The sequence below is a fragment of the Virgibacillus sp. LDC1 genome (assembly GCF_025792345.1).
Lineage (GTDB): Bacteria > Bacillota > Bacilli > Paenibacillales > Paenibacillaceae > Paenibacillus_AQ > Paenibacillus_AQ lautus.
Window position 1 is genome coordinate 4,242,663 of record NZ_JAOXLZ010000001.1, and the last position, 25,805, is coordinate 4,268,467.

The 25,805-nt window shown below is 43.2% G+C and carries 46 protein-coding genes; all 46 read right to left on the reverse strand.

The genetic code is table 11. The features are described from left to right. Positions 1 to 249: a hemolysin XhlA family protein gene (locus OHJ21_RS19180; RefSeq protein WP_486020886.1), complete on the reverse strand. Its 249-nt coding sequence runs from the start codon at positions 247 to 249 to the stop codon at positions 1 to 3. 244 nt (positions 250 to 493) lie between these two features. Then, on the reverse strand, positions 494 to 2,554 hold the full coding sequence (locus OHJ21_RS19185; protein ID WP_486020887.1) for an SGNH/GDSL hydrolase family protein: 2,061 nt from the start codon (positions 2,552 to 2,554) through the stop codon (positions 494 to 496). Further along, positions 2,520 to 2,732 carry a hypothetical protein gene (locus OHJ21_RS19190; protein WP_486020888.1) on the reverse strand — a complete coding sequence of 71 codons (213 nt, stop codon included), beginning with the start codon at positions 2,730 to 2,732 and terminating at the stop codon, positions 2,520 to 2,522. Before OHJ21_RS19190 ends, OHJ21_RS19185 begins: the two co-directional genes overlap by 35 nt. Positions 2,733 to 2,792: 60 nt before the next feature. After that, entirely contained in the window at positions 2,793 to 3,080 is a 288-nt protein-coding gene (locus OHJ21_RS19195; protein WP_486020889.1) for a hypothetical protein, read from the reverse strand. Then, on the reverse strand, positions 3,081 to 4,928 hold the full coding sequence (locus tag OHJ21_RS19200; protein WP_486020890.1) for a bactofilin family protein: 1,848 nt from the start codon (positions 4,926 to 4,928) through the stop codon (positions 3,081 to 3,083). After that, positions 4,928 to 5,287, reverse strand: a complete 360-nt coding sequence (locus OHJ21_RS19205) for a DUF6711 family protein (protein WP_486020891.1) — start codon at positions 5,285 to 5,287, stop codon at positions 4,928 to 4,930. Before OHJ21_RS19205 ends, OHJ21_RS19200 begins: the two co-directional genes overlap by 1 nt. Before the next feature lie 13 nt (positions 5,288 to 5,300). Next, the gene (locus OHJ21_RS19210) at positions 5,301 to 7,910 is read right to left on the reverse strand and encodes a phage tail protein (protein WP_486020892.1); all 2,610 of its coding nucleotides are present in this window, start codon (positions 7,908 to 7,910) and stop codon (positions 5,301 to 5,303) included. A gap of 46 nt (positions 7,911 to 7,956) precedes the next feature. Beyond that, positions 7,957 to 8,220 (reverse strand): hypothetical protein, encoded by a 264-nt coding sequence (locus tag OHJ21_RS19215; protein WP_486020893.1) that lies wholly within the window; start codon positions 8,218 to 8,220, stop codon positions 7,957 to 7,959. A 44-nt stretch (positions 8,221 to 8,264) separates the two neighbouring features. After that, positions 8,265 to 8,627 (reverse strand): hypothetical protein, encoded by a 363-nt coding sequence (locus OHJ21_RS19220; RefSeq protein ID WP_486020894.1) that lies wholly within the window; start codon positions 8,625 to 8,627, stop codon positions 8,265 to 8,267. Between the two features lie 52 nt (positions 8,628 to 8,679). Then, entirely contained in the window at positions 8,680 to 9,087 is a 408-nt protein-coding gene (locus tag OHJ21_RS19225; RefSeq protein WP_486020895.1) for a phage tail tube protein, read from the reverse strand. 5 nt (positions 9,088 to 9,092) lie between these two features. Then, positions 9,093 to 9,479, reverse strand: a complete 387-nt coding sequence (locus OHJ21_RS19230; RefSeq protein WP_486020896.1) for a DUF3168 domain-containing protein — start codon at positions 9,477 to 9,479, stop codon at positions 9,093 to 9,095. Positions 9,480 to 9,485: 6 nt separating this feature from the next. Beyond that, positions 9,486 to 9,935 (reverse strand): HK97-gp10 family putative phage morphogenesis protein, encoded by a 450-nt coding sequence (locus OHJ21_RS19235; RefSeq protein WP_486020897.1) that lies wholly within the window; start codon positions 9,933 to 9,935, stop codon positions 9,486 to 9,488. A gap of 2 nt (positions 9,936 to 9,937) precedes the next feature. Further along, positions 9,938 to 10,249, reverse strand: a complete 312-nt coding sequence (locus OHJ21_RS19240) for a phage head closure protein (RefSeq protein ID WP_486020898.1) — start codon at positions 10,247 to 10,249, stop codon at positions 9,938 to 9,940. Further along, complete coding sequence (locus tag OHJ21_RS19245; protein ID WP_486020899.1) at positions 10,246 to 10,542, reverse strand: phage head-tail connector protein; 297 nt, start codon at positions 10,540 to 10,542, stop codon at positions 10,246 to 10,248. Before OHJ21_RS19245 ends, OHJ21_RS19240 begins: the two co-directional genes overlap by 4 nt. Next, positions 10,520 to 10,810, reverse strand: coding sequence for a hypothetical protein (locus OHJ21_RS19250; protein WP_486020900.1), 291 nt, complete (start codon positions 10,808 to 10,810; stop codon positions 10,520 to 10,522). The genes OHJ21_RS19245 and OHJ21_RS19250 overlap by 23 nt, the downstream gene beginning before the upstream one ends. A 14-nt stretch (positions 10,811 to 10,824) precedes the next feature. Continuing rightward, positions 10,825 to 12,096: a phage major capsid protein gene (locus OHJ21_RS19255; RefSeq protein ID WP_486020901.1), complete on the reverse strand. Its 1,272-nt coding sequence runs from the start codon at positions 12,094 to 12,096 to the stop codon at positions 10,825 to 10,827. 17 nt (positions 12,097 to 12,113) lie between these two features. Then, the gene (locus OHJ21_RS19260) at positions 12,114 to 12,737 is read right to left on the reverse strand and encodes an HK97 family phage prohead protease (RefSeq protein WP_486020902.1); all 624 of its coding nucleotides are present in this window, start codon (positions 12,735 to 12,737) and stop codon (positions 12,114 to 12,116) included. Continuing rightward, entirely contained in the window at positions 12,709 to 13,962 is a 1,254-nt protein-coding gene (locus OHJ21_RS19265) for a phage portal protein (protein ID WP_486020903.1), read from the reverse strand. Before OHJ21_RS19265 ends, OHJ21_RS19260 begins: the two co-directional genes overlap by 29 nt. Positions 13,963 to 13,970: 8 nt before the next feature. Continuing rightward, positions 13,971 to 15,656 carry a terminase large subunit gene (locus tag OHJ21_RS19270; protein ID WP_486021055.1) on the reverse strand — a complete coding sequence of 562 codons (1,686 nt, stop codon included), beginning with the start codon at positions 15,654 to 15,656 and terminating at the stop codon, positions 13,971 to 13,973. A gap of 8 nt (positions 15,657 to 15,664) precedes the next feature. Next, positions 15,665 to 16,048 carry a hypothetical protein gene (locus tag OHJ21_RS19275; RefSeq protein WP_486020904.1) on the reverse strand — a complete coding sequence of 128 codons (384 nt, stop codon included), beginning with the start codon at positions 16,046 to 16,048 and terminating at the stop codon, positions 15,665 to 15,667. A 113-nt stretch (positions 16,049 to 16,161) separates the two neighbouring features. Further along, positions 16,162 to 16,428 carry a hypothetical protein gene (locus tag OHJ21_RS19280; RefSeq protein ID WP_486020905.1) on the reverse strand — a complete coding sequence of 89 codons (267 nt, stop codon included), beginning with the start codon at positions 16,426 to 16,428 and terminating at the stop codon, positions 16,162 to 16,164. A 14-nt stretch (positions 16,429 to 16,442) separates the two neighbouring features. Next, complete coding sequence (locus OHJ21_RS19285; RefSeq protein ID WP_486020906.1) at positions 16,443 to 16,634, reverse strand: hypothetical protein; 192 nt, start codon at positions 16,632 to 16,634, stop codon at positions 16,443 to 16,445. Between the two features lie 4 nt (positions 16,635 to 16,638). Next, complete coding sequence (locus OHJ21_RS19290; RefSeq protein ID WP_486020907.1) at positions 16,639 to 16,863, reverse strand: hypothetical protein; 225 nt, start codon at positions 16,861 to 16,863, stop codon at positions 16,639 to 16,641. Further along, positions 16,860 to 17,159: an HNH endonuclease gene (locus OHJ21_RS19295; protein WP_486020908.1), complete on the reverse strand. Its 300-nt coding sequence runs from the start codon at positions 17,157 to 17,159 to the stop codon at positions 16,860 to 16,862. The genes OHJ21_RS19290 and OHJ21_RS19295 overlap by 4 nt, the downstream gene beginning before the upstream one ends. A 203-nt stretch (positions 17,160 to 17,362) precedes the next feature. Further along, positions 17,363 to 17,701, reverse strand: coding sequence for a hypothetical protein (locus OHJ21_RS19300; RefSeq protein WP_486020909.1), 339 nt, complete (start codon positions 17,699 to 17,701; stop codon positions 17,363 to 17,365). Between the two features lie 9 nt (positions 17,702 to 17,710). Continuing rightward, positions 17,711 to 18,856 (reverse strand): SGNH/GDSL hydrolase family protein, encoded by a 1,146-nt coding sequence (locus OHJ21_RS19305; protein WP_486020910.1) that lies wholly within the window; start codon positions 18,854 to 18,856, stop codon positions 17,711 to 17,713. A gap of 497 nt (positions 18,857 to 19,353) precedes the next feature. Beyond that, positions 19,354 to 19,578, reverse strand: coding sequence for a hypothetical protein (locus OHJ21_RS19310; protein ID WP_486020911.1), 225 nt, complete (start codon positions 19,576 to 19,578; stop codon positions 19,354 to 19,356). A 13-nt stretch (positions 19,579 to 19,591) separates the two neighbouring features. Then, entirely contained in the window at positions 19,592 to 20,053 is a 462-nt protein-coding gene (locus OHJ21_RS19315; RefSeq protein WP_486020912.1) for an ArpU family phage packaging/lysis transcriptional regulator, read from the reverse strand. Positions 20,054 to 20,144: 91 nt separating this feature from the next. Then, the gene (locus tag OHJ21_RS19320) at positions 20,145 to 20,477 is read right to left on the reverse strand and encodes a hypothetical protein (RefSeq protein WP_486020913.1); all 333 of its coding nucleotides are present in this window, start codon (positions 20,475 to 20,477) and stop codon (positions 20,145 to 20,147) included. Positions 20,478 to 20,481: 4 nt separating this feature from the next. Continuing rightward, the gene (locus tag OHJ21_RS19325) at positions 20,482 to 20,694 is read right to left on the reverse strand and encodes a hypothetical protein (RefSeq protein ID WP_486020914.1); all 213 of its coding nucleotides are present in this window, start codon (positions 20,692 to 20,694) and stop codon (positions 20,482 to 20,484) included. Then, positions 20,684 to 20,917 (reverse strand): hypothetical protein, encoded by a 234-nt coding sequence (locus OHJ21_RS19330; protein WP_486020915.1) that lies wholly within the window; start codon positions 20,915 to 20,917, stop codon positions 20,684 to 20,686. The genes OHJ21_RS19325 and OHJ21_RS19330 overlap by 11 nt, the downstream gene beginning before the upstream one ends. Then, complete coding sequence (locus OHJ21_RS19335; RefSeq protein ID WP_486020916.1) at positions 20,914 to 21,438, reverse strand: hypothetical protein; 525 nt, start codon at positions 21,436 to 21,438, stop codon at positions 20,914 to 20,916. The genes OHJ21_RS19330 and OHJ21_RS19335 overlap by 4 nt, the downstream gene beginning before the upstream one ends. Before the next feature lie 88 nt (positions 21,439 to 21,526). Continuing rightward, positions 21,527 to 21,844, reverse strand: a complete 318-nt coding sequence (locus OHJ21_RS19340; RefSeq protein WP_486020917.1) for a hypothetical protein — start codon at positions 21,842 to 21,844, stop codon at positions 21,527 to 21,529. Positions 21,845 to 21,847: 3 nt separating this feature from the next. Next, positions 21,848 to 22,153 (reverse strand): hypothetical protein, encoded by a 306-nt coding sequence (locus OHJ21_RS19345; protein WP_486020918.1) that lies wholly within the window; start codon positions 22,151 to 22,153, stop codon positions 21,848 to 21,850. Further along, on the reverse strand, positions 22,150 to 22,401 hold the full coding sequence (locus OHJ21_RS19350; protein WP_486020919.1) for a hypothetical protein: 252 nt from the start codon (positions 22,399 to 22,401) through the stop codon (positions 22,150 to 22,152). The genes OHJ21_RS19345 and OHJ21_RS19350 overlap by 4 nt, the downstream gene beginning before the upstream one ends. Continuing rightward, positions 22,391 to 22,573 carry a hypothetical protein gene (locus tag OHJ21_RS19355; RefSeq protein WP_486020920.1) on the reverse strand — a complete coding sequence of 61 codons (183 nt, stop codon included), beginning with the start codon at positions 22,571 to 22,573 and terminating at the stop codon, positions 22,391 to 22,393. The genes OHJ21_RS19350 and OHJ21_RS19355 overlap by 11 nt, the downstream gene beginning before the upstream one ends. Continuing rightward, on the reverse strand, positions 22,570 to 22,782 hold the full coding sequence (locus OHJ21_RS19360; protein ID WP_486020921.1) for a hypothetical protein: 213 nt from the start codon (positions 22,780 to 22,782) through the stop codon (positions 22,570 to 22,572). Before OHJ21_RS19360 ends, OHJ21_RS19355 begins: the two co-directional genes overlap by 4 nt. After that, positions 22,779 to 23,120 (reverse strand): hypothetical protein, encoded by a 342-nt coding sequence (locus tag OHJ21_RS19365; protein ID WP_486020922.1) that lies wholly within the window; start codon positions 23,118 to 23,120, stop codon positions 22,779 to 22,781. Before OHJ21_RS19365 ends, OHJ21_RS19360 begins: the two co-directional genes overlap by 4 nt. Positions 23,121 to 23,183: 63 nt before the next feature. Then, positions 23,184 to 23,504, reverse strand: coding sequence for a hypothetical protein (locus OHJ21_RS19370; RefSeq protein WP_486020923.1), 321 nt, complete (start codon positions 23,502 to 23,504; stop codon positions 23,184 to 23,186). Further along, complete coding sequence (locus tag OHJ21_RS19375; protein ID WP_486021056.1) at positions 23,497 to 23,877, reverse strand: YopX family protein; 381 nt, start codon at positions 23,875 to 23,877, stop codon at positions 23,497 to 23,499. Before OHJ21_RS19375 ends, OHJ21_RS19370 begins: the two co-directional genes overlap by 8 nt. Positions 23,878 to 24,016: 139 nt before the next feature. Further along, the gene (locus OHJ21_RS19380) at positions 24,017 to 24,196 is read right to left on the reverse strand and encodes a DUF7167 family protein (RefSeq protein WP_486020924.1); all 180 of its coding nucleotides are present in this window, start codon (positions 24,194 to 24,196) and stop codon (positions 24,017 to 24,019) included. A 51-nt stretch (positions 24,197 to 24,247) separates the two neighbouring features. Next, on the reverse strand, positions 24,248 to 24,484 hold the full coding sequence (locus OHJ21_RS19385; RefSeq protein ID WP_486020925.1) for a hypothetical protein: 237 nt from the start codon (positions 24,482 to 24,484) through the stop codon (positions 24,248 to 24,250). 19 nt (positions 24,485 to 24,503) lie between these two features. Further along, positions 24,504 to 24,824: a hypothetical protein gene (locus OHJ21_RS19390; protein WP_486020926.1), complete on the reverse strand. Its 321-nt coding sequence runs from the start codon at positions 24,822 to 24,824 to the stop codon at positions 24,504 to 24,506. A 12-nt stretch (positions 24,825 to 24,836) separates the two neighbouring features. Further along, on the reverse strand, positions 24,837 to 25,010 hold the full coding sequence (locus OHJ21_RS19395; RefSeq protein WP_486020927.1) for a hypothetical protein: 174 nt from the start codon (positions 25,008 to 25,010) through the stop codon (positions 24,837 to 24,839). Positions 25,011 to 25,041: 31 nt separating this feature from the next. Continuing rightward, a complete protein-coding gene (locus tag OHJ21_RS19400) occupies positions 25,042 to 25,326 on the reverse strand; it encodes a hypothetical protein (protein ID WP_486020928.1) in 285 nt (94 codons plus the stop codon). A 29-nt stretch (positions 25,327 to 25,355) separates the two neighbouring features. Beyond that, positions 25,356 to 25,733 (reverse strand): nucleoside triphosphate pyrophosphohydrolase family protein, encoded by a 378-nt coding sequence (locus OHJ21_RS19405; protein ID WP_486020929.1) that lies wholly within the window; start codon positions 25,731 to 25,733, stop codon positions 25,356 to 25,358. Positions 25,734 to 25,805: the final 72 nt, after the last annotated feature.

Here is a 25,805-nt window from a genome sequence, read left to right on the forward strand (position 1 = left end):
TTATTTAAGACCACCGGAAATGATAAATGCTGCTATCGCCAAAACAAAAGCCCCAGCGATTGTACGCCAGAGCCATTTTTGGCCATCTTCAATTTTGTCCAATCTATAATGTGCCGACTTTGCAGATGCTAAAGCTTCTACCGCTGTCTCATTAGCGTTAATCGCTCTGTCTAATTTTTCATCCATGTTGTCCACCTTCGTTTCTACTCTGGTGATTCTTTGGAGCATTTCGGACTGTACACCGTCCATACCCTTTCCCCCATTCTCTCTACATAGACCCCAATTAATAAACACATAAAAAAGCAGGCCATGTATATGACCTGCTCACATTCATCTGCTTATATTGCAGTTGCGTCTTTTACCATTGTCTATCGAAATATTCTTCGTCCGTTTCTTCTCTTACAGGAAATTTACGATTATACCAAGCCACTAAACGATCAATTAGTTTGATCATTTTGGAACTCACTCCTTTTTTAATACTAAACCCATTATGTCACATGATTCTGTATAAATCCATATCTGACGGAACCGGTCCAGAAGACGGGACGGATATCCATACAAAATCTAAAGTAGCATTAACTTTGTAGTATGCGAAGTTACCTGGCTCTAACTGATCAAGTGTAGCATCACTTATGGCCTTTGTTGATAAAGAATAATATGCCCCATTATCTATCCTGCGAAGGGCAATGCCCAGGCTTTTGTCATAAGAGTTTACTGTTTTAAAATACAACTTTTCTCCAGCTGTTGTAGTGGTGGGATATCCTGTCCCGGGAGCTGCAAACTCTGTTTTAAGCAAGCGCGTTGGCAAGAGCAACCCAGACTTTTGTACATGCTTAGATGCTTCTTGTACAATTCCAATCATGGAAGGTACATATATAAGTGACGTCCCAAGCGCACTAGGATGGTTAACACCATTACCGCTAGCCGGATCATTATATGGACCTAATAATTGTTCATCAGTAAATTGCCCAGGGGTTTTCAGCGAATCACAAAACCCAATGTTTAGATTTAAAAATGTCGCCAGTTTATTGATTCCACCCATCCGGATAGACCCGTCTTGCATATTTTCATGAGTGTTAAAACTGAGCGTGTTGACCCCATTGATAAAGACTGTATGTGTCGTTCCATAAAACTCAATCCTGATCTTGTAAGATGTTCCAGGGACAATCGTGAGGTTGGTTTTTGAAGACACAGGGGTGGACAATGCATCAATATAAAAAGCGACTATTCCGGATCCGCTGCTTCCTGGGTGAATAACCAACGCAATATAACCCGTATCTGATTTTCTATATTCAATTACAATCCACCCTTGCGCCCCAACATCAACCGGAACGACATCAAACTCGATAAATCCATTGTATATACTTCTCGTTCTGCGAACAAATTTATTCGTGACTCCGGCTGCTGGAGTTAATGTTGAACCGCTTAATGTAAATGAAGCTTTGTCACCATCCCAACTTGTTGTATTGTATCCAGTCCAGTTAGTTTCTGATGTATGAATCCGACTGACATCATCAACCCCGTCGCGAAGTATCTTAGATAGACGGTTGGCATCTGCCAAAGCGTACCCTCCGTTACGAGCATATTCACGAATGGATCGGTTAACCGCTGTTATGTTGGCTTGAGTAACGCTGTATATCGAAGTATCCAACGTGCTCATTATCGAAGTTACAAAAGCAACGTTTGGAACTTTTGACCATGTATTCATGTAAGTGACAATTGAATCATAATTTGTTTTTATAGTTGCATCGCCGTTGTTTGAAACCGCATCATTCATACCGAAAGCAATAACAACCAAATCAGGCGAATAGTCCCTAACATGATCTCTCCATGACTTACCATTAACACCCCAAGGCCTTGTGAAGCTTGTTCCAGCCACATAATTAGGGTCAGCGGCATTTGATGATGTGGCCCCGGCAATAGAATAGTTGGCGTAATTAATTGTAACTTTAGGAAATCTCCTCTTCAAAGTGGTTATAAATTTACTAACGTAAGTATCTAATGGGGAAATATTATCTAGCCCTTCAGTAATTGAGTCCCCCCAAAAAACAATGTTCACAACTCCAGCTTTCATTGCACTCACAAATTTATCCAAGCTACCGTTTGGTTGAACATTGCTTTCTTCAACAGCCATCCCATAAAGTGAGGAAAAAAGATCACCTTTCTTCAAGGTATCTGTAAGACCGTTATTAATTTCGGAAATATCATTTTCGACTTGCGCTATCTGTGTATCAGATGCATTAAGCCTTTCACCTAAAACAGGGAACCCGCCCCGCGCATCCACAATTTCTGTATTATCGTCACCGGACTGTGCGACAATACTATCTATGCGCGTATCCAATCCGTCAATAGCCTGTTTCACATTAGTGCCTGTAGCTTCTCCAGTGTAAGTGATGTTTTCTGCTTTGTGGGCAGATGTGGATGATAAATGATTATCAACTACAGATTTATTAGCATCCATTTCAGATTGCACATTTTCAAATGCAGTGTTTATGTTCTGAAAATCTTCACTTATCCTTTTACTTCCCGTTATTCCCCCGTACCGGCTTGCCATCTATTTCAACCCCTTTCATTACAGCCATGCGCTTATCTATAGCCTCTTTGATGCCAATTAATATTTCTTCTTCATGTACCGGGTTATGTCGAACCAGGACATCAATCACGGCACACGCTTCTATGACCGGCTTTGATGGATCTATTTCGGCAATGATCAGAGTTTGAAGTTTTGCCAAATGGATCACCCTTTCTTGGCATAATAAAAAGGCCCCGCATTTGCGAGACCTTGTTTGATTTTATTCGAATTCTTTAAGTGATTCGTTAGTCTGGACTAGCTCTTCATTTTTTCTTTTTATCTTGGTGTTAATTATTTCAAGTGAATTCAACAAAGCTGCCTCACCTTCAATCCTGCCTTTTTCCTTCATAGAATCATACTGCGATTGATCCTCGGTCTTGCGTTTATTAAGATGGGCTAAATCTGTTTCAAGCTTATTCTTCTTGGTAATTAACTGATCTTTGGTTAAGGAGTTTGAAGATATCGTAACTGTATTTGTTTCATTATCCACGCTTAATTCAGCTCCCATCTACAAACCAATAACAGTTGCTTGGCTAAAATCGATTATCCCTTGCATATATGTTATACCACCAGAGTTAGTGCCTAATCTCAAGTTGTAGTTTGACATAACATGCATTTCTTCTGGATTGGCATAAATAAGACCTATAGCCTGACCACTATCATTATAATACGTATGCCCTGAAATACCTGCTGATGGATTCGTTCCAAGCTCAACTCTTCTTGCATTGAAGTCATCATAAAATCTAAACCCGAGCGGATCCAGTTCTATCCTTTCCCCGTTGGTCGCTGTCCTGATCGTACTACCAAGAATCTCGGCACCTTCGATATATGATCCAATGATATCCCCACCTTCAATACGCCCAGCCTTTACGGTACCACTAAATGTACCGTCCACGCCTTGGAGTGTCCCTGTGAAAGTTCCACCTACTGCCTGAAGGTCTCCAGTGAATATACCATCAACCCCTTGAAGAGTACCGGTGAAGACCCCATCAGTCGCTTCCAATGTTCCTTCAAATTTGAATTTACGGCTAGGCAAGTCAAACCACAAAGCACGATCACCATCAGCATAGAAGCTCAATTCATCCGAGTTAAACACCGCTTTGGATAAATGATCTTCGCGTTCAATGATTAATCCTTCAGTCCTTGTGATCGTAGCACCATAGTACTTCTTACCTTCCTTAATGGCTGTCTTATCGATCTTGTTAACCTGTTGTGTTAATGATCCCTCAACCACGAATTCACTTTGCTGCTCGGATACTGAAGGAGATTCAATGGTCATTTTCAGACCACCCTTGAAACTGAACGACTGCCTCAAGATAGTAGTCTTGTATTTCATCATGCCATCCCATGGGAGGTGTGTATCTTCCCATGATGTGACGGTCTCTAACCACGTTGTATGCTCGTCTTGCTCAAACCCTATGATATCCCCGTGTTCAAGTTGCGGGAAGCCTCTAGCATCCATGGAGAGCGGTAAATAAGCGAAACCGTTCAAAGATGCTTGAAGTTTGTTCACCATGGTTTGCGTCATCAACGGGTTTTCTAGGTTGAGTGTGTGATTTTCATCCCCTGAACCTGCTTCAAAGGTTAACTGATCTTCTGTGTTATAAGTGACTACGACCCTTGAAAATGTCTTGACAGGATTGGTTTGTACCGCACGGATATAATCCGATGACCCCATATCAAATACTGGTTCCTCTGCCATTGAGAAGCGTTTAAACTTAACAATCCCATCTTTGCCCACAATTACGCTAGCTGCATTGGCTCCGGCGATGTATCCGAGTACTTGACGCATAGTGTAGCCAGTTGGTCCAACCTGAATCATATAGAAAGGGTCAATTTGTACGCTAGAGTCATAGGCATAACCTAACCGGCTGCATATTTCGTCCCATACCGCTTTCATCGTTGTCGGATAACTTAACGTGGAGATATAGGCGACATCTGCAAATACCAGCTTATCGTAACAAGTGAAAGTCCAAACCCCATTGATCTTTTCACGCTTATCAACGTAGAACTCCCCAAGTGGTAACCAAGATGTTCCAGTACCGTCCCAAGGAACATTCATTTCATTCCACGGTATATCTGTTTGTTCCCAGGTTAGGCCGGTAGTTGAAAGGGCTAGATATGGGACCATTTTTGCATTAGGAGGTATTTCATAGTTCGTCCTTAATGTGATAGTTAAGGTGGAAGGGATTGCAGTTCCCACCTCAAACCCATCTAGAGAAGTAACGCTATTATCTATTACAAAATCAGCAATGACCGAATTATCATACTCAATTCCATCTACATTTACTTTTACTTTAAACTCCCGATCCGGTTGGCGTAATAACGCAGCAAATAACGGTGATACTGGATACATTATTGTTCCGTCAGCGTGAATTTAAGGTCTTTCCACCACAACACGCCGTTCCTTTCGAATGCTACTGGAGAAGGTCTGTCGCCTACGTACATTTTCCTTGTGATGTATCCCCCGGCTTTAGGATCGGGAAAGGTAAAGTCAAAGAACACATCCTCCATAGCATCAAGAATCTGTTTGATTTGCACACTTGTTAAGGCGTTCCATCCGATTTCAATCTGACGAATCACACGAACCCTATCACGGTTTAATCGTCCATCCGAAGTACGGACGGATGAATCCGCATCATCCAGATCAAGAATGGTAACTCTGAAGTCGCTTGGAGAAGCTACAAGAGGAACATTGTTTACTTTCAATTGCAAGATTCATCACCTCCTATACTGGGAATGGAACTGCACCAGTTCGGCGCGTTTCGTTTTTAATTTCTTGAATAGCAGCTTGACCAATTGCCTTTTGGCTGATCTGTACATTTACATTTTGGCCTGACTTTATGGCTGAAAGAATCGAATTCAAAACAGAAACTGTCTGTTGGTTGTCTCCACCACTGCCCATAATGTCTTGCAATTTAGATAACGGTGCAATGACCTCGGGATCGGCAGAGGCCCCTTTGTTATCGCCTACCATGGCGAGTGTCGGTCCATATGCTAAACCACCATGTGCAAGTTTCGGTATATTCTTGATGTTTACTCCAAAACTTCCACCACCCAACCAATCAGGCATATCCAATTGGATTTTATTCAGTCCATCGATTACTTTGTTTATTGCATCAATGATCATATTAAGCGGAACCTTTACAATCCCGTACAAGGCATCGAATACGCCTTTAAAGATATCTTTTACGCCTCCCCAAGCCTTCTTCCAATCGCCTGTGAATACGCCTGTGATGAAATCCATTAATCCAATGAACGACTTTTTAAGGCCGCTGATGATCTCGCCGATAGCTTTAAATGCCGTGTTAAATACTGATTTGAAGGTGCTACCCACATATTCAGCAACCGGCTTTAATACGTTCTTCCACAGAAATGTAACAACAGTCGTCAAATCAGTAAATGTTGATTTCACTGTGCTACCAATGAATGATGCTAACGGTTTTAAGACTTCTTTCCACAAGAAAGAAAGAACTGCTGATACCGCTTCAACTGCTGGGCCAAACATTTCTTTCAACGCTGTACCCAACGGCACTAAGACGTTCTTCCAGAATGACTTAGCCACATCAGCAACAAACTTAAACGCTACTCCTAACACATCCGCTAATACTTTAGCTAATGGCACGGTAACGTTTTTCCACATAAACATCAGAAACTCCCCAAGAGGAACAAGAACATTCTTCCACAACCATTTAGCCGCGTTTTCCACGGCCTTCCACGCTTTTGGGAGCACATCAGCAAGCCAAGCTCCAAACGGTTTTAAAACGTTATCCCATAACCACTTAGCTGCATCGCCGATTACTTCCCAAGATTTTACCATAGCAGTTCCTAACCACTCGCCAAAAGGCTTCAGGACGTTATCCCACAACCACATTGCAACTTCTCCAATGTTTCGCAAGATCGATTGCACCGTGTCTCTGAATCCCTCGTTCGTGCGGTAGAAGTACACAAACGCAGCTACAAGAGCGCCGATTGCAAGAATGACCAATGTAACAGGATTAACCAGGAGCCTCAAAGCCGACATGATTGCAGCTCCAGCACTTTTAACATTGGTGACTACGGTTCCCCATTTACTGGCTAACCAAAAACCCGCAAAAGCTGTGGCTAATCCAGCAAGAGCAGCGATGATAATATCTTTGTTGGTTACGATGAAGGTCTTCATAGTATTAAAGGCGTTTTTAACTTTCTCAGCCATGGCCCTTGCCTTTTCTCCAACCTCAACCATACCATCGCCAATGCCAGCAAATACTCCACCATCCATGCCAATGTCGCCACCACCAATTCCACCACCAGCATCATCATCAGCTTTATCATCGGATCCGCTACCGCCTGTAGTACCTCCTACCAAGTTCAGTTGGTCAAAACTACCGGCTGAGTCCTTCGCCTTCTTCCCAGCCTTCTTAGCCTTGTCTCCCGCCTTTTTGTAAGCATCGCCCAAACCACTAACTGCACTAGTCTGTGCATTTGTCGCTTGTGCTTGTGCTTGCTGAGATTTGACAGTCCCACCAAATAACGCTGTAGTGAATTGGGCTATAAAGTTGGCCACTGTTGCTAGAGCCGTAGCAAATCGTATAAGCGCCGGTAGAATGTAGTTGTAGATAGGAAGGAACGCTTGGCCTAGTCCTAATCTCACGTTTTTGAGCTGAGCAAGCAATTGGTTTTGTCGTGCAATTGTCGTGTTCGCTATCTGATCACCGTATTTTTGGTTGGCTTGTTCCAAGATCGCCATCAAGCGAATTTGTTGTTGGGTCTGGAAATTAAGTTGATCCCAGCTCTTCCCGTTAGCGAACTGCTGGAATGCCCTGGTTGATTCAATCATGGCAACGTTAACGTTAATACCCAAATCCTCAATCGCCTCGGTATTACCCAGCAAACCGGATCTGATACGCTCCATCGTGTCTTCCATGGTTCGTCCGGTTGCAGCCGCTACAATGGCTGATGCTTTCAAAAGGTCTTGTGTCTTTTGCGTAGTTTCTGCCGTACCCGAGGAAAACGCGCTAAGGAGATTGGAGTAGACTGCGCCATACTTGACGATTTCTAACTGGCTCATGCCGAACGCTGATGCATTTTCTTTGGCCCACTCTCTAAACATTCCTGCACTGGATCCCATCGTCCGGTTTAATTGAACGATAGACGCTTCGAATTGCATTGCATCGTTTGTTGCTTCTTTGATCGCATTGCCTATACCGATTGTTGCAAGCACACCCACAATTCCTTTGACTGCGCTCGATACGCTTGACTTGAAATCAGCAAGATCCTTACTAGCCTTTTGCATTTCCTTTCGCATGGCTGAGAAATCAGCACCAGCACGGACCATTAGGTTTTTTACTACTGCCATCTATTCACCCCCTTGCACACAAAAAAAGACCGGCTATTAGCCGACCTCACTTTTTTACTTCCTTACCGCCAAAAGCGGCATTCAATTGTTTAACGATACTTAGCATATCTTCTGCAGATTGTTGTTTCTTTGGCTTATCCTCTTTCAATATCTTCTTGAGATCCGGCAGTTTCTTCGTCCTGCCCCATGCAGCGGTTAAGTAAGCCATTGTAATTCGTTCTTTGTGGTCTCGAACCATCCGATCATTGTATGCCTTGATGAATAAGTTCAATTCGTGCGGCGTCATATCATTGTATTCCGTCAAACTCAAGCCAACAGTAAACGCCGCTTGCATGGATTCTTGCCAGTCAAAAGTTACGCCTGTACCGGATTCTCCCCCGGCTGCTTCTGGTTTCCCTCCACACCAAGCGAACCGAACGAAATGCTAAATGCATCGTTCATCTTTTCGATGATATGACCAAATGAAGGTGCTTTATCTAGTAAATCCTCCATGTCTTCAAGAGTGAGATTCTCGCCATTTGATTTCGCATCCGACAACAGACCACAATAGATATATTTCTCAATCTCTCCCAGGTCGATGTTATCCATGTCAATCGAATCAATATCCTTGCCTGTCAAGGCTAGCAATGTTTTAAGAGCTTTATGACCGTAGCGTAATTCACGTGGTCTGTCCAGTTCGATAACTACAACATCATTTTTAGATTCATTTTTACCCATACTTGTAATCCCTCCGAATTATAATAAGCCGGAGCAATGCCCCGGCAACGTATTAAGGTGTAATTATTTCTAAAGTCGGTTCACCGGAAACCTTTAAAGTCGCTTCAAAGGAGACCGCTTCTTCTAGCTCTGCGCCTGTTGTGAATGCTGTAACCACTGCATTAAACGACCAGTTTGCTTTCAGAGCTGCCGGGAATTGAATCTCGCATGCCGTTGTTGCTCCGGAGTTAAAAGCTGCATAAACCGCTGCCTGTCCCGGATCACCCGGATTAAAAAATCCACTGATAGAAACCTCGCCACCATCTTTAAACCCACCAATAAATTCACGGTATCCTCCATCTGAATCCAAACTTGTTACATCGATCGTATCAGCAGAAAGCTCAAGACCGCCAATCGATGTAAGTTCAGCAACCGGAGTTGTACCAAACATTAATTTTGTCCCTACTGCTCTATTTGCCAAAATACTCACCCCTCAAAATAAACTTGAAATTCTATTACACATCGATATAAATTTGGTTCTGACTCGTATAATTCTGTAGGCTCCTGATAGGTCACTTCTTGTATATACGGACCGTCCACGCCTATTTTGCGGCCCTGAAAACTCAAGATAATATCAACCACTTGATCACTCAAAGGTTTTAAGTCTGAGTACTTTGTCGTGATGATATTTAAAGTAGGACTTACTTCTCTTCCGACCAGATAGCCCGAACCAAGTTGTTTTGTCCTAAGTCCTGGACTAGATAGATATACAAGATAAGGCGCTGTTTTCCCCGGCAAGAAACCGGGATAAACCTTACCTTTTAACCTTGGAATTGTTTCAAGCTCAAACGCTAACGCTTCTTCAAAATTCAAGCTTGATCACCCCTCGTTCAAAGCCTTGTCGATGGCTTTACCAGCAACTTCAACAATTTTGTTTTCGATCTCACGGGAATTTTCCGTAATGGATTTACGCAAGAACTGATAACCAGGAACATAACCACCATCAACAGTCATAAATCCGTATTCCTGAGATGCTGGATAGTATGATCTCTTGCCATCAGCAGATGTCTTAACGAAAACGTCATTTTTAGCCGGATCCATCATAATGTCATACATCTTCTTTCCAACCTTAACCCGGCGTTCACCTTTCATGATAATGCCGCCTTTAAGAGCACCTGATTCCACAGGTGCATTCTTTTTCGCCGCTTTTAGCGCAATCCTCGCACCTGCTGAAGCCGCTTTAGTTGCGACAGTTTGCGGCACTCTGCCAAGTTTCTTAATAGAGCGTTCAAGCTCCTTCATACCGATGATATCGCTCTTTTTAGCCATCTTTATTCCTCCATAGGGTAAATGGAGCATACCAACTCAATGCGCTCGTCATTGGCTGAATAGGTGCGTATAACGCGATAATGCTTATCGTCACCGTATTTCACTTTGGGTTCATCGCTGTAATCAGCAACCATAACCTCAAATACGATTTCAGGTTTCATTCCAGCAGCCATAGCTTGATAAAACTCCGTCTGCCGCACCGATTTCTTATTGGCATAAACGGTCTTGGGGATTCCGTCTTGTTCGACATCCTCCCCGTATCCGTTTTTCCCTACCACAACAGGTATCAAATCAATAACATCTCTCCACATCATGGCGTTACTTCCTCCTTAGGAGTGTACTCCTGTGATAGTGTCAGATGTGTCTTGATCATGTTGTAAGATAGTTGCATCCGGTCTGCATCGGGATTGTCAAAACCGAAATTGGCTTTAGCATAGACTGTAATGGCACGCAAAATAAGCGGATCAGATTCATCTGCCGCCTTTTCAACACTCACACCAGACAGCTTTAAATCATGCTGACAGGCCGCGATTAAATCCCCCACCTCTTCATCAAAGGCAGAGGATGTAATGCGAAGTGATTTTTTAATCTTGTCCAGAAGGGCCATTATCATCAGCTCCTATCTGTCCCTGTAGAGCTTCTAAGGCTTCTTCGGCCTTTTCCTTTCCTCTTACCCTCTCGCCATTAGGAAGCTCGTACCAACCAGCCCCGACATGTTTGAGAGGTCCGTCATCGTCTTCCTCTACGACTCCAATGAAACCTTGATCCAAGAGCAATTCAATGCGTTCTTGAGTATCGGAGTGAAAAGGTTGACCGGGGAGAAACTTCTTCCCCGATTCCCTGTCGTTGAACTTCTTTAGTGTTGTGTAAGCCATGTGTTTGTCCCTCCTTATGGTGTTGGAGTGGAGTCGGCGATAATTACAAACGCCTTACTGTCAACAACGTCACCATCAACAATCGCATATCCCATGTAATCAGTCAGGCGCTCACGGACATGATCTTCCGTGTACATTGTGATGTCTTCGTTGATGTTCGCCAGATAACCATCATTAAGGTTTCCGAGCAGAATTTCTCCGTCAGGAATGGTTGCATCAGCTTTGATTGTTCGTCCAAAGATACGACCCACACCACCAGCCATAACATCAGCAATGAACATTGGTCTACCCATAGCATCAACCAGCGTTGCGAGATGGGACCAGATTGTTGTGTTGTTAGCGTAAATTGTTACGCCGTTTGCGTAGCTTGAATGGATACCACCCATTGCTGCTGTCAACGTGTTATAAGCAATATCAGTATCGTATTCAACAATCTGAGGTGTACCAACTTCAGCTTCCAGAACTGTTTTGATACCGCGTGGTTCTGGTTTAAATGTATCCGTGCCGCTTGGCTTTCCTTTACCTGCATATACAGCAGCAGAGAGTGCAATGCCCATCCGATCCGCGATTTCACGCGTGATGTAAGCAATGAAATCTTCGATTGCCATTTTGCGAAGCTTCCAAGTGACTTGAACAGCTTTAGCAAGCTCGCAACCAGTGAGGTTCAGTTCCCCAAATCCAAGCTTATCGGTAATGACCTTGGTTGCTTCGTCATACCATTGAGCATTCACTGCATTTCCGTCAGATTTAATCATTGTCAGGTTGCCCCGCACGCGGAGTTTGCGAACATCTGCCCACAGTGGATATTGCTCTTCAGCACGCTTCCAAATGCCATCAGAAACTGTTTTTGGAATCAAAATGGCGCTATTCTCTGTTGTGTGCGTAAAGTCGCGGTATTCCACGTTTACACGGTCGTACATGGAACGCTCTTCTGCTTCCAATGTAATCCCCATCATATCCTTGGCCCATACATCACGATACTCCGTTGTTCCGATGGCTTCATCCCACTTCATAGACCGTACTTCTTTTTCTGGAGGTTTGAGTGAATCAAGTTTACGAGCCTCCACCGCCCCGGTATTAATACCAGCGGCGATTTGTTTCCGCTTTTCAATGTTAGAGGCTTCTTCTTCAAGGCTCCGCAATTCCGTTTCTAGTTCGTTCAGATCAACTTCTCCATCACCTTCCAATAAGCCACGGATTTCAGCTTTGCGAGTCTCAATTTCACTCAATCGTGTAGGTGCAGCAAAAGTTTGAAGATCCAATTTATGACGCAGTTGTTTTTTCATTTGTTTTTCCCCTCTCATTAACAAAAAGTTTTTAGTAATAGCCGTTTTCTTTTCTCAGCCGTTTGAGCAGCTTGTTTAATCTCTTCTTCAGCAGCTACCAATGATCGCGCCGAAATGGACGTTGTGTCATATGCCGGGATATCTACGGCAGATACGTCATATAGCTTCTTGACCTTGCGTACAGTCCGCATATGTGTTGTAGCGTCATACTCTGAGCCATTAGGAGCCGTAACCCAAGAAAAGGACATGCGGTCAATGTATCCGCCTCTAATCTCTTGGTATAGCTTCCTGCCTTCGTCAGTACCATCTAGACGCGCTCTGATGTATAAGCCGCGATTATCAATGGTTAGCGATAGCGTTTGATTACGGGTGCGGGCTACAACTTTACCGCCATGGTTGTAATTAAAAATGACGTCCGACATGTCTGCTTCAGCAAACGCGCGGGCGTCAATTTGTTCTTTGTATTCAATTCCGTCATACTCCCATAGCACCGTTGGCTCATTAAATGTTAAGGCGTAACCCTCAACATATAACTCTTCACCGCCGCCCTCTATATCCGCTGACCTAGCTTCAATTTCGAAGAATCGATAATCCCGATCTTTACGGAATATTTCATCCGTCGTCTTCAATTTCTTCGTCATCTTCTCGTTCCACCTCCTTTCCGTCTGGTGGTTTGCTTTCTTCCTCGCCTACTTGGTATTGATTAGCTTTAGCAGCATCCACAAAGTTAAGGGAAAGAATGCGTTTATCCCCATCTTCGACAGGCGGCATATTAAAGACCTCAAGCCCTTGGTTTAGACTCATCATGGCCCGGTCAACCATCATTGTGACAACTTCAATTTTGGTTTTGTTGGAGGCGTATTGCAGCCGGTTTGCTTCGAATAGAATTTCATTACCATGTGACTGTTCGTTTTCTGTAAACAATTTAGAAGTGAATTCTAGGCTCATTTGCACTGCAAGAGGTTCTAGAACAGACTCATAAAAGGAATTCCATTCGTTTTCGTCATACTTAGACATAACAATGTTTTCATGCAATCCAAAATACTTATATACCTTGTTTTCAATCAGGGCCATTTGCTTAGCGTCAACCATTTTGGGATCAGTCTTCAGTTCGTGATATTCCATCTTGGAATCCGTAGCAGCTACGCCGCCATTATTACTGACATCCATGTAATCATTAACGAAATCGTCCCGTTGTTTCTTCATGTCCTCAGGTTTGAGCATGCCGACAAACTTCAGAATCCCACGCAAGAATGCAGATGTTTTGATTGCATTACCAATTCCCTGATTGGTTGTGTTAATCAGTTCCAAAGTAGGCAACAACGGAACATCGTTACCATCGCCGTACATATCCGACTCATTAAAAAACCTTCGCAAATGGATAATCTCGTCATAAGGCACCGTCATTTTCTTCCCATTAGCAAAGTAGAATTTCAGATAGATTTCATTGTTGTATTCTAATGTTTCAACGGTCTGAGCAATGATTGGATATAATCCTGTTACACCGAATCCATTAGTCTGTATAAGGATAAAAGCATTGGACCTCATATACAGCTGCGTGATGACCTTGTAGTAAAAGTCATACGCGTTCATAGTCGGGTTTGGTCGGACTGAAAGGATTCTTTCTAGCCTTCCTCGTTCTATGCCCTTTATCTGCCCTTGCTGCCTTCGAATGTGCTTCGGCTTGAGTTTAGCCGCATTACTTGCAATCGCATGGATTGCAGCCCTTACAACGTCTGAGGAATAAGCATCTTTACCAAATCCGCTGAACGTTGGTGTGAACCCCGACATCATTTGATACTGTGTGAATGCCTTGCCTTCATACTTTTGTTTGCCAAACCATTTATCCCATATAGCCAGTTTCATCACCCCCTTTAAATGAGAGATTGGTAATCGCTGTAGTTGTTGAACAAAACGGTATATGCAATCAACAAAGAGACCGCGCCGTCTATGCGCAGCCTTTGGTTTTTGCCTTTTATCGGCCTAATATTGTCGTTCTTATCCGTCTCGGAGCTGGTATTAGATAAACACCACTTGGTAATAGGGTTATTGTTGTAGTTGATTCGTTTAGCTCCTAAATCAGCGCCCATTTCCTTCATAGGCTGGGATAACGTCTTAGCTCCTTGCCTAACCTCGATCATATTGAATCCATTATCTTTCATCTCCTGAATCCAGTACTGAGATCCCCACGAGTCATAACCCACCCAATAAGGCCGAATGTCATATTCGTTAACCATTTCCAAGAACCAAGCAGTAACATCTGAGTATTGAACCTTATTGCCCGGACATAAACGCAATAATTTACGTTCAGCCCATATATCATAAGGGACTTTGTTGTCCTCTTTGATCCTTTGTTCAACAACCTCTTCAGGCATAAAGTACATTTGAAGTACGTATATCTTGTTCGAACCTTGTTTCATTACCAATAGGGTTGCACACGTTAAGTCTGTTGTACTGGATAAGTCTACACCGCCGATTGCGTAACAATCACGGAGTTCTTCAATATCAAAGGTGTCTGTGCAATTAAGTTCCTCGAAAGATAGCCAACTTTCCAAGCTTGTCTCTCTGACATTAAAGTCCTTGGTCAGAAGGTTCTTGATAAGGCTTGGGTTTGCTTTGGCCTTATTCACTTTTGTCTGTAACTGATCTATTTTCTTTATAGTACCGAGACCAGGGTTGGACTTTTTCCACTTTAAAGGGTCGGTCCACTCATTACGGTCATCAAGTTCATAGATGATAGGTAAGAACCGGTCATCATGATAACCGTCCGGATCACCATAGCCATTCAGGACCATTTCAGCTTCTTCATACTTCAAATCATAAACAGCTTCACGAACTGTACCGGCTGTGGTAATCATGACCATTAACGGTTGTTCCCGGGCGCTTGTACCGTCTACGATAACATCATATAGGTTCTTGTCCTTCCAGGCGTGTATTTCGTCCAGGAGGGCGCAATGAACGTTGAGGCCATCCAATGTATCAGAATCAGATCCAAGCGGCTTAAACGAGCTGTCATTCCAGTCTGAGACCAATTCAGAAACAAGCGGCTTAATACGCTTCAGCAATACAGGCGACTTCTTGACCATCCGCTTCGCTTCTAACCACACTAGTTTCGCTTGATCCTTCTTTGTAGCAACAGCATATACTTCCGAACCCGGTTCGTTGTCTGCCACCTGTGCATACAGGCCAATTCCAGACGCGATAGTTGATTTCCCATTTTTACGAGCTACAACTAAAAAAACCTCTCGGTATTTTCGGGTCCCGTCTATCTTGTGGACAAACCCGAATGTAGCCGCGAGGAATGCTTTTTGCCATAACTCTAAATCAATGGGCTTACCGCCCCATTTACCTTTACTGTGCTTGCAAAAGTTTTCTATAAACTCAATCGCATGGTTAGCCCTGCGAGAATCGTATTCATATTCGCTTGATTCATCGTATAGATCATTTACAAGCTTCTGGTATACCCTTCGAACCTTGTCACCAACTACTTCTTCGCCGGATTCAATGCGATTCCAGTAGTCCAGGATAGGGTTATGAGCTAATGGGTATCTAACTCTCAGTGCCGCGCTCATTGTTCTTCACGTTCTTTTACAAACCCACCAAAACCATCATCGTCATCTGCCTTTGGCGGTGCTTTAGGAAGCAAGTCCGTGAGTTGCTTCATGATAGCCGAATGATTCTTAATCATCGTGTTGTAAATCTCAACCTCAGGGGATTTCTTTGTCCCATATTGATTTTCACCGTTCTTATAGTGACTGACAACACCGTCCTTATTCATGGTTTCTTGTAACTCTTCAAGAGTAACAGCCATAAAAGCGGCGTTCTTTACCAATGAACTGGTGATCTTTTTCGAAGTCCCGTCAACAGTGTTCAAAAGTGCTGAAAGTCGTTTAATTTCCGCTTCGATTTTCTTTCTTTTTTTCTGTTCTAACAGCTCTTTATCTTCTTCCATAACTCCTTCCCTCTCTTTCTTGATACCACACCCCCTATAGGAGTGACCTGTGTGTTAAATGAAGGTGGACACATCGGTCTTCACCGTGGCCCTACTCTTTTGAAGAAGGGGGGCTACTTCATGTCAGTGTGTCCGGTGATATATTCCACATTGTGTGTTGTTACCTCTCCAACTGATGCATTGATATCAATTGAACGAACTCCATGTAACTCCTTGCCATCTTGGAATACCTTTACTTTGTTACTTCCTCTCTCCTGTACAAATACAAGAGCTGGTGGTTCATCAAAGGTTAATGCAAACTTTTCTTTTTTATTTTCCTCACACACATGATTGTACTTCCCGCATGACTCTCCGCATCTGTTGCATATATAGTTGTTCATGCTTAACACCACCTCTACTTACTATGGTACTTATTCCAAAACTCTGTACCTTGAAGCTCCTTCACAATCTCTTCAGGACTCTTCCCAATCTGTTGATCCATGAACTTCTGTATTTCATCATTCATTTCTTTTATTGGGACCACTACCTCTACCCCATCAAGAGCAATAAGAGAACGTGAAGATAATACTCCACCAACAATATTCATAACATCATCCCTCCTCGACTTCAGAGACAAATGATTTCGATGTATCTTCAGACAAAGTAACTACCTCTAAGTTACGCCAATGCCGCTCGGGTTCGAGTGCGCGTTCCTGAAACTCTTCTTTGAACTTGTTTCTCGCTAAGTCCTCTGCTTCTTCTTCATCCTTCGCAATGACAATAACAAAGACTGGTCCCATACCCATTAACCCATTGAATACCTGATATAGTTTCATCCTTCGCACTCCTTCTGTACTAGGTTCCCTTCCCCATCAAACATAAGCCCTTGCCCTGCTGGCCCATCACCATGGTGCTCATTGTTGTGACAGTCTTGGCATACATACTCTAGGTTATTGTGACTAAGTGTAATGTTAGGATCGTTTATGTTATATGGTGTTAGGTACTTCTTATGGTGGACTATCTTTCCTGGCTTGCTGCATCTCTCACATAGACCATGTACCTTTACGATGTAAGAGGCTCTACATTCCTTCCACGCTTTGCTGTTGTAGAACTTCTTTGCCCATGGTTTCATTGAAGCATCAACGTTATTAGTTTGTATGTTCCGACAATACTAAGAACTACAAGACATACATAGAAAACGTTCACTGTAAACCCCGCTAAATAATCGGACAGTCCATTCTTTTCCTCTTTCGCTACCTCTTCGTACCCTGGTGGTGGTTTCACTGTAGGTTTATTCACTGGCTCTATTCACCTCTTTAATCACTTGAATTATTATCACATCAGAGTTGCCTTAGCAGATACCGTACCGCCACTCGGTTTTGTAAACTTCACTCTCATAGTCAGGCCTGACGGTTTTGTATACTCAACAACCTCTCCGGGTTTGGCTGATGTGATCATATCCAGATCACCTGATACTCTAACACCAGATAACGGATATTCATTACCATCTGAATCAACTAAAAATGCAGTGAATACGGATGAAGCGCCTTGTGTTCCTGAGTAAGCGACCGTCACTTTCCTTTCTTGCCTACCCTTGTAATCGGTCTGTCCTGCCACCGACACATTATCAGCAAACACTTTTATGAATCCCGACACTTTATCCACCCCTTTCATTTAGCTTATTTAGGAAAGCATTTTTTCTATATTCGCTAGATTCGAACCACCGATAAAGTTAAATAGCGCTTCTCCAATGAGAGGGTTCGCTTTGGTTGGATGCGGATGAATCGAATCATTCATTAATCCATTGGCTTGCGCTTGGGAGTAATTCCCTATCACCCAACGAGTGTCAAATATTAACGCGTCATAATCTAACGCAATCTTTAGTATCTTCAAGCGGTATGTTTCTAGGAGGTTGTTTCGGTTTGAGTCCGCCGTTTCATTCGGCATGACAAGTAAGATAGCCGTATTGGGGTTTGCTGCTCTTACCCATCCTAAAATTGTTCGTATGTCAGCATCTACGGTCTCTGCTGGAATAGCAGATGTCCCCGAATCATTCATCCCTGTATTCAAGATGTATAGATCGCACCCAATGCTTTTTAACACTGTTGTATACATAGATCCGTCAAGTTGAGCTACCTGCCGCGTTTGTGTTCCGCCCTGTGCTAATCTGTGAACTCGTGCACCCGAAGCACCATTTCTAAGGTCCACACCCATAACCTGAACAGGACCAGTAACGCTCCCAACCTGCACGGTGTTCCCAAATTGCGTTGGAAACGTACCGGTATGTTCTACAAATTTCACCTCTTTGGTTCCGTCCGTGTTTATATCCATTCTCCCAGCCGCAAACGCTGCATCTCCCCACTTAAATGTCCCACCTCCAGGTTGCTGTAAATAAAGCACCTTAGCCTTTGTAAATACGTGGTTTTTATCCGATATATTCGCATATCCACCTGTTCCGGTGAACACCATCGAATACAGGTTTGGAGAATATTTATCATCTGTGCTTGGATCGAATGTTGCGTTTGTCTTCTGGGTTGCGCCGCTCGCCCCTAATGAACCACCCTCTGCCACTACTGCCGAGTTATTGGCCGCTATAAACCCAACGCCTCCATCACCGAGAACCTGCAGTATCTTTGGGCGGAAAAAGTCAATCGGACCCGTCCCGCCTGCTCCAGCCGATAACGAATCAGTTGCACAAACGATATTCAGTTGTTTCCCTTCTCGTTTCGCATATGACACAGCGTATAGCCATTTATTTAGACCCGTACCCCATAGGTACTTCACACGAGCTTGGTTCGCCATGCTCAGAGCGACTTTTCCTAAATCCACCCGATGTCACCGCCTTCCCCTTAACCGTCCTATAAAAATTAAAAAAGCACCCAATCCCATGTTAAGAACTGGATGCGTACCGTTTTGGATGCTTTTATAATTTACCGACACTTTTTAACGCGGTCGGATGCGCCCAGGATCGCACTCTTTAACCGCTCTGGTCACGGTAAAGGAGGATTACTATCAAGAGTGGAGTATTCGATATGTTAAGGTAGTTGTTCTATAATTTAGGGATAACGAGACCGTGCCGTATAGTTATCTCGATATCCCCCACCCGTATGCCGATCCCTTTAATCCTGAAAGCCGACCGACAACTCATTTCAGGATATGGTATTCGTCAGGAATTTCACCACTCCCATATAAAAAGGCCAGCGCTATGCTGACCTGTTAACTAAGGCATTCATGCCTCTATGGTGTCCTTTATTCGATATCCCATGATACAACTATAACATGGTTATTTCCTAATGATCTGCCAATAGTCTGCCAAGTTCCTGCCACTATTTTAAGTATGCTTCTTTAGGATCTGGAGGTTCGTTGATCTTTGCATACCATCTAACCCCGTAAGCATTTCTGATGTGTGTTTCATTCCCTTCCCAAAGCGGAAATCCGTCTTCATCCACATCATCCAAAGGCCACCCCTCAAATACACTGCCATCATACCAGAATAGATAGGCACCTTCCTTTGGCGGGTTATTTGGATCTACCTTTATCCATTCGATCATTCAAACTCTCCTCCTAAGCCGTTTCCTCACCAATGAACACTTCCAAGCGCATCGCAAACGCCATTTTGTACAATGCCCGTGACTTCCTCCGGTAATAGCTCCGTTCAGATAATGCTAATTCATTGTATACGTTGAAATCAAGTGCATCTTCTTCTAAGTATCTCATGTTGATTATGTCCTTCTCCATGCGGCTTAGGCCTCTTAGAGCGGCGTTTACACGGTCATAGGCTGTCTTTAGTCTTGCTTCAGAGTCTACGTTGAAAATAGCGACATTCTCGATCTGATTTGACGTGGTGTTAGTGGCTCCGTGGTAGCGAGGTTCATATGATGGGGTTTGTTGTGTTTCTCTGCGTACGAATCCGACTGTTTTATATATTCTAGCCCGTTCTAACTCTTGTTCCACTCTGCGTCGAGTCTCTTCACGGTTGATTTCCATTAACGCCAGCTGGAACACGTCTTTTGCTTCAGCTTTCAACGCTTCCACCACCCTTTATTTGTACTTATTTACACGGTTCTGATATATAATAGTCGAGTTTTTCACCATTCATTTGTATTATAACACATATTTATTCCAAAATATTGAATGGTTCATCAGCTACAAACACCGTTATATACTGCCCGTTGTATCTCCTGATGATTTCAATCAAATCATGATCACCAATTCTTAATACATCTGGATCCATTGGTGTGTACTCTGAATATCCCCATCCCGTCTCTACGCTTAATTCACCATCAAATCGTTCATCCAAGATACCTACCGTTATTCTTCCGGTGAATTTGGCGTTTTCTATCTCCCAAACCAAATCCGATTCCCCAATATGCACTGAACCATTTAACCCTTCTTCATCAACACGGAATTCATCACCTAATTGAACTACACCTTGAAATTTCAATATCATCCTGTTAGCCCCCTATATAATCAAATAAGTCCGTTTGCCCTTCCTTAACCACTTCGGTTGAATCACATATTAGACCGTCTTCTAGCCATCTTACTGGTGCTTCCTTCTCATAGTGAGGCCATACCCTTTCCCCTGCTCTATGACGCTTAGGATCTTCTTCCTCGGCCTTACGCGTCCATGTCCAGTAGGTTTGTGCTGTTACGGTGTTAGGTGCCATGATTATCGTCCTCCGTTACGATTCCAAGCTCTTTGGCGTATTTTATCGTTAGCTCGTAAATCGCATCTAAGTTATCGCCCATCATCATCCATGAAGCAAAAAATTCAACATGACTATATTCTGACCATATATCTCCTGCTTGCTCTCTGGTAATGGCGTAACCGCGTTTCTTATAAGCTTCCACGACCTTCTTTTCATCTTCTTCGAAAATGTTAGGTGTCATGTTTTTGCCCCTTCCCTTAAGGACCTGAAATAGTCAGCGTAGCTTTTGAATTCGCCTGCCTTAATCAAATTATCAATTTCATTCCAATCCTCTTGCGGCAGAGTGATGGATACAGGCTTCTTTACCCCGATTGACTTGCGACCTGCACCAGTTCGAGCACCGCCGCGTTTAGGTTTTTCAGGTTCTTTCGTTTTGATTTCGGTTTCCTTTTTCAACTCATTCTCTGATGTTACTGTCTGTACTGAAACATCTGGCTGCTTATAATAATGCGATTTCAATGCTTCGTCACCATTCAGTGATTTATCGATAGACTTGATTAAATCGATAAACGGTTTACCGCGCTTAACGTAATTTTCAGGCTTGATTCGATTTATAACTTTATTGAGTTTAATGATGCCATCCATAACCTCATTGCATTGTTCGCGTATAGGAGACGAATGAGGAGCCTGATTTCGTAATTGGGTAGATTTAGAAAAAACTTTCATGAGTTGTTCGAACATATCTGCCTTAATGGGGTTCATAACTCGCCATCCTTTGAATTAGATTTCCTTAATCATAATATAACACATCATTTTGAATTAGGAAATCTTTTTCAATTGGTTGTATGTCCTATTCTGTTTCCTCCCCTGGAAGGTTGAGAAGCGATTCCCACGATTCTTCTGCCATCATGCGCTTAGCTTCTTGTAAGGCCCAGATAACTACATCAATAGATTCTGGTTTATCAAAAGTCATTCTGATTGGTGTTTCTTCTGGATCAGCTATCTTCCTATCATTCTGCTCCCATTTCCCTATTGGCCTTGCTTCGTCATACTCCTGAAACACAACAACTCCGCAAGGGTAATCAAGTTGTAGCAATCCTGGAGACACCTTGACATCTCCTGATCCCATTTCTATTTGCATTGCTCCATTATGGTTGATAATTGGCATTGTTTATTCCTCCCCTGGAAGGTTGATGGGTACTACAATCGGCGTCCAATGTGTATGGTATCCCGGCCATTCTGAATCAAGAGGATTGCCGCAATAAGGGGCTTCTTCAATCGGAAACGCCCACCAAAGCACATCGCCAATATCTTCATGCCATTCGTCAATAGGTCGGGCCGTTTTCTGTTGCCTTACTTGCGCCTCCGCTGCTTCTAACCGCTCAATAAATGGTTTGAAATATACATCTACAACCCACGATGGACCAGCAATGGCTGATTTAAATATTTTCTTTAACTCTTCGATTTGATCAGTCATTTGGTTTCCTCCCCTGGACCTATCAGTACAAATGATTCATCAAATTCAAGGTTTCCATTTATCATGTTGATGTTCCCTATATAAAGTGTTCTGCCTTCTGAATCATTAGAATAATATTCGCCACTTTCCTCATCCAACGTTGCTTCAAATTCTTCGCCTTCATAAACTTGATTTAACAATATGGATTGATCATGGTTATAAACCTTGAATTCTTCAATCGCTTTAACTTTGATTTGTTTATATGTCATCCGTTGTTTCCTCCCCTGGAAGGTTGATGGAACGCTGATCAAACCACCAACATTTGATTTTTGCCGATAATGTTCTGAACCTTTTCTCACTGATCGCACCAGCTTCCCACATTTCTTTGGCGTATCCCAAAAACTTATGGGTGTCTTCCTCATAGTTCGGATTAGGTTTCATGCTTCTCCCTCCGAATCCCCTGTAATAATCACCCTGTCCCCGATCTGATCACCTTTAATCAATATCCCAACAACCTCAAGGCTTTTAGTCGTTGTGTGCACCCATTCAGATCCATCCTGTACGATTCTTTTTGCTAACTTCCCGAGCAACTCAGGTGATATCTGAATTGACTCATATCCACCGTCTTTAACCATTACTGTTACTTTCATTTTGTCTCTCCCTCCTCTAATACTGCCAGAACTAAAGCTTTTGAAATCGCTTCTGGTGCATTATCAGCTATAGTTTCTCCTAAGCACTTATCGTTGTTTAAATAGTCGATTACAGCCACTTCATAAAACCCGCGTATCACAATTATTTTCACAAGCAATCTGACTTTTTTTCCGTGCAACCCTTTTAATCCTTGCACTTTCTCTATTGCTTCCCACGCTGCGGAAATATCAGTTGATGGCGAAAAGTCTTTGTATGGGATCCAACCCATGACCTTTTCTGAAATTAATTCATCCATCTTTTCCCCTGGTTCGATAGTCAGCACTTCTTCTCTATTCATTTTTCTTCCTCCTCAGCTCAGAAATGATCTGTGCCCATTCCATATCCTTTTTCCAGTCTCTACTCATTCCACTACCTCCAAACTGGAAAATGGCCAGTCTCCCAGGAAGTTCTCTAGTCTTGCGCTATAGGGCGTTGAACTACTTATTTGAGTTACAATGTCCTCTTTACCAATACAAGTTATATTCAAAGCATCTGTAATTCGAACCTTATCTCCCGGCTTAATGGTGGGTACTGGTGGGGTGTCGGGGGCGAACTCACCGGAATTTATCGTTTCAACCAGCATGTCATATTTCATCAGACCTTCGGGCCCTTCCCATAAGACTGCTGCATCTTCTCCGTCTAGCCATTCCAGAAATTTAGCTTTGTCCATTTGGTTATTCATATCCACCCTCCAATAGATCGGGATTGTCGTATATGTTGCCGATGACTTCCCCATCACCTTTGATATCAAACCCTGTCCATCCTCCATTACCAGCGTTCGCTTTATACAAACTCAACGGAACAGCTTTATATCTGGCTTGACGTGAGTCGTAACATACGATTCTGATTTCTTGCTTCGTGTCACCGAATCCGTCTCCTCGGAGGAAATCTCCTCCAAAAATGTCTTTTCTCCTTTTATCAAAACGTCCGGTGAACCACATGATTTCAAAGTCAGACATCCGTAATTTGTGATATCCCTTCCCGTCCATTTCCATGTATACGCCCAACATTTTCGTATCGAAGTTGATGCTCTCGATTTGATCCGGTTCTAACATCTGTTTCAACGGCTTATAAAAAACTCGCAACTTCATATATCTTCTCTTCTTCCTCTCTAAAGGGATGGAAACCTGAAGGGCCTTATACGGCCCACGCTTACGCTCGGTTTATTCAGTCGATTGATGCCCTTCGGGCCAATTAAATTTCTTCCCACCCGTACTCAACGTTTTGCAACATCCACACTCTGGCTTCCTTGTTCAAAAGTTCATGTTTCTGTTCCTCACTCAGCCCATCCAGTTCTTCATCTGGTATTTCGATTTCTTCCGTAATATCCGCACCAACGTACGGTGAATAGATTACAAACTTGAATTTTGCCATCTCGATTCATCTCCTTATAGTTAGGTAGGGGAGGATTACCCTCCCCTGGGGTTAAAATAGGGTTAATTGAACAACTTCCTTTTCTTCAACCCATCCATTCTCTACCCACTTAGATGGTGCTTCTTTTCGAAATTGCTTCGGCACTGGCTTGCTGATCCTCCACCTATCAATTGCATACTTCGAATAGATCCACTCTGATTCTGCAGTAATCATGAGAGGCTTCTCATTCACGTAAATAGTGGCGTTAGGACTTTCCGGGTGGAAAGGTATATAGATAAGTTCTGCCACGTCTTATCCCTCCTTGGGTTTATATGGCTTCCCTAGCGCGATTTATGACCTGATTTATCTCTATTGCTTGGGTTGATGTGTCGTCCGTTAAAATGAGTTCTATTTCGTTCAGCGCTTCATCCTTGCGTTCGATCTCTTGTAATAGGTATGTGATGTATTCAGGGGATTTGGCGATGAACCAAGCGTCTGAAGTCATTGTTCTACTTGCAACCACCGTCAACGATGTTTCTTGTGAGGAGTAAACTGCATCGTATGGACTTCCTGGCTGCACATGCCACGAACCTGGAGTTATTGCCATCAACCTCGCTTTTATCTGTTCTATCTTGTTCTGTTCGCTCATTGTTATCTCTCCTTAAATCCCGTAGTTTTCACCAAACGTTTCAATGTGGTCCTGAATAAATTCTTCGAGTTGTTCAAGAAAGTCCATATCGTCATGCATTTGTTCTGCCACAGATTCAGCGTTTTCAACTTGTAGTTGCTCCAGCATAAAACGGATTGCTTCTTTCATAGCGATTCTTGGATTCATTTGTTATCTCTCCTTATATGGGGTATGGGGGTTAAAGGGTGGTAATCGTTGCCGCCATTACAAACGGCTTTCCATTCGGTCCGTATTTCATCGCTTCACTTACACACTTCAATTGGTCATATGCTTCAGCATGCATTTCGATTTTTGCCGGGATAATCACAGTCGAACAGTACATAGGCTCACCGTTATCTTCACGCTCTTCCTTGAGATAAAACTGAGCGACCATTGGCAGTTGCTCCCTTTTGCAGATGGCTATGATTTGTTTCATCAACGGGGCTATCTCGTTGTCATATATTGATTCCTTGTCGTATGTCATTCTTTATCGCTCCTTTGGGGGTTAATGGGTTACAGGACCTTACCGCCGTGACGTTGGGGCCGTGTTGCGTTGTATTCCATCTTTTCTGTGATTGCTTGCTCAAGATCAATGTTGTACCGGCCACATGCATCGAATACCCGAATCACGATGTCAGCCAGTTCAGAAGGGATGCCGCAAGGCTTTTGACATTTCTCGTCTTTGATATAACTCCACACATCTTGACCCTCGTATTTACCTTCATACCAAACCTCATTCACGCCCTTGCCGTTCCGATGATCCTCCAACGCTTCTGATGCTTCCGAATGAATTAGAGCGATAATTTCCCCGAAACTCCGATCCTCGTCCCACCAGCCTTTAGATACTGCATTTTGATGTGCTTCCTGTACCAATTCGTTAATAGTTTTCATGTATATTTACCTCCACAATTTGTATTCACTGGAACACCAGTTTGGTTTATAGGGTGTAACGGGGTGCGGAAT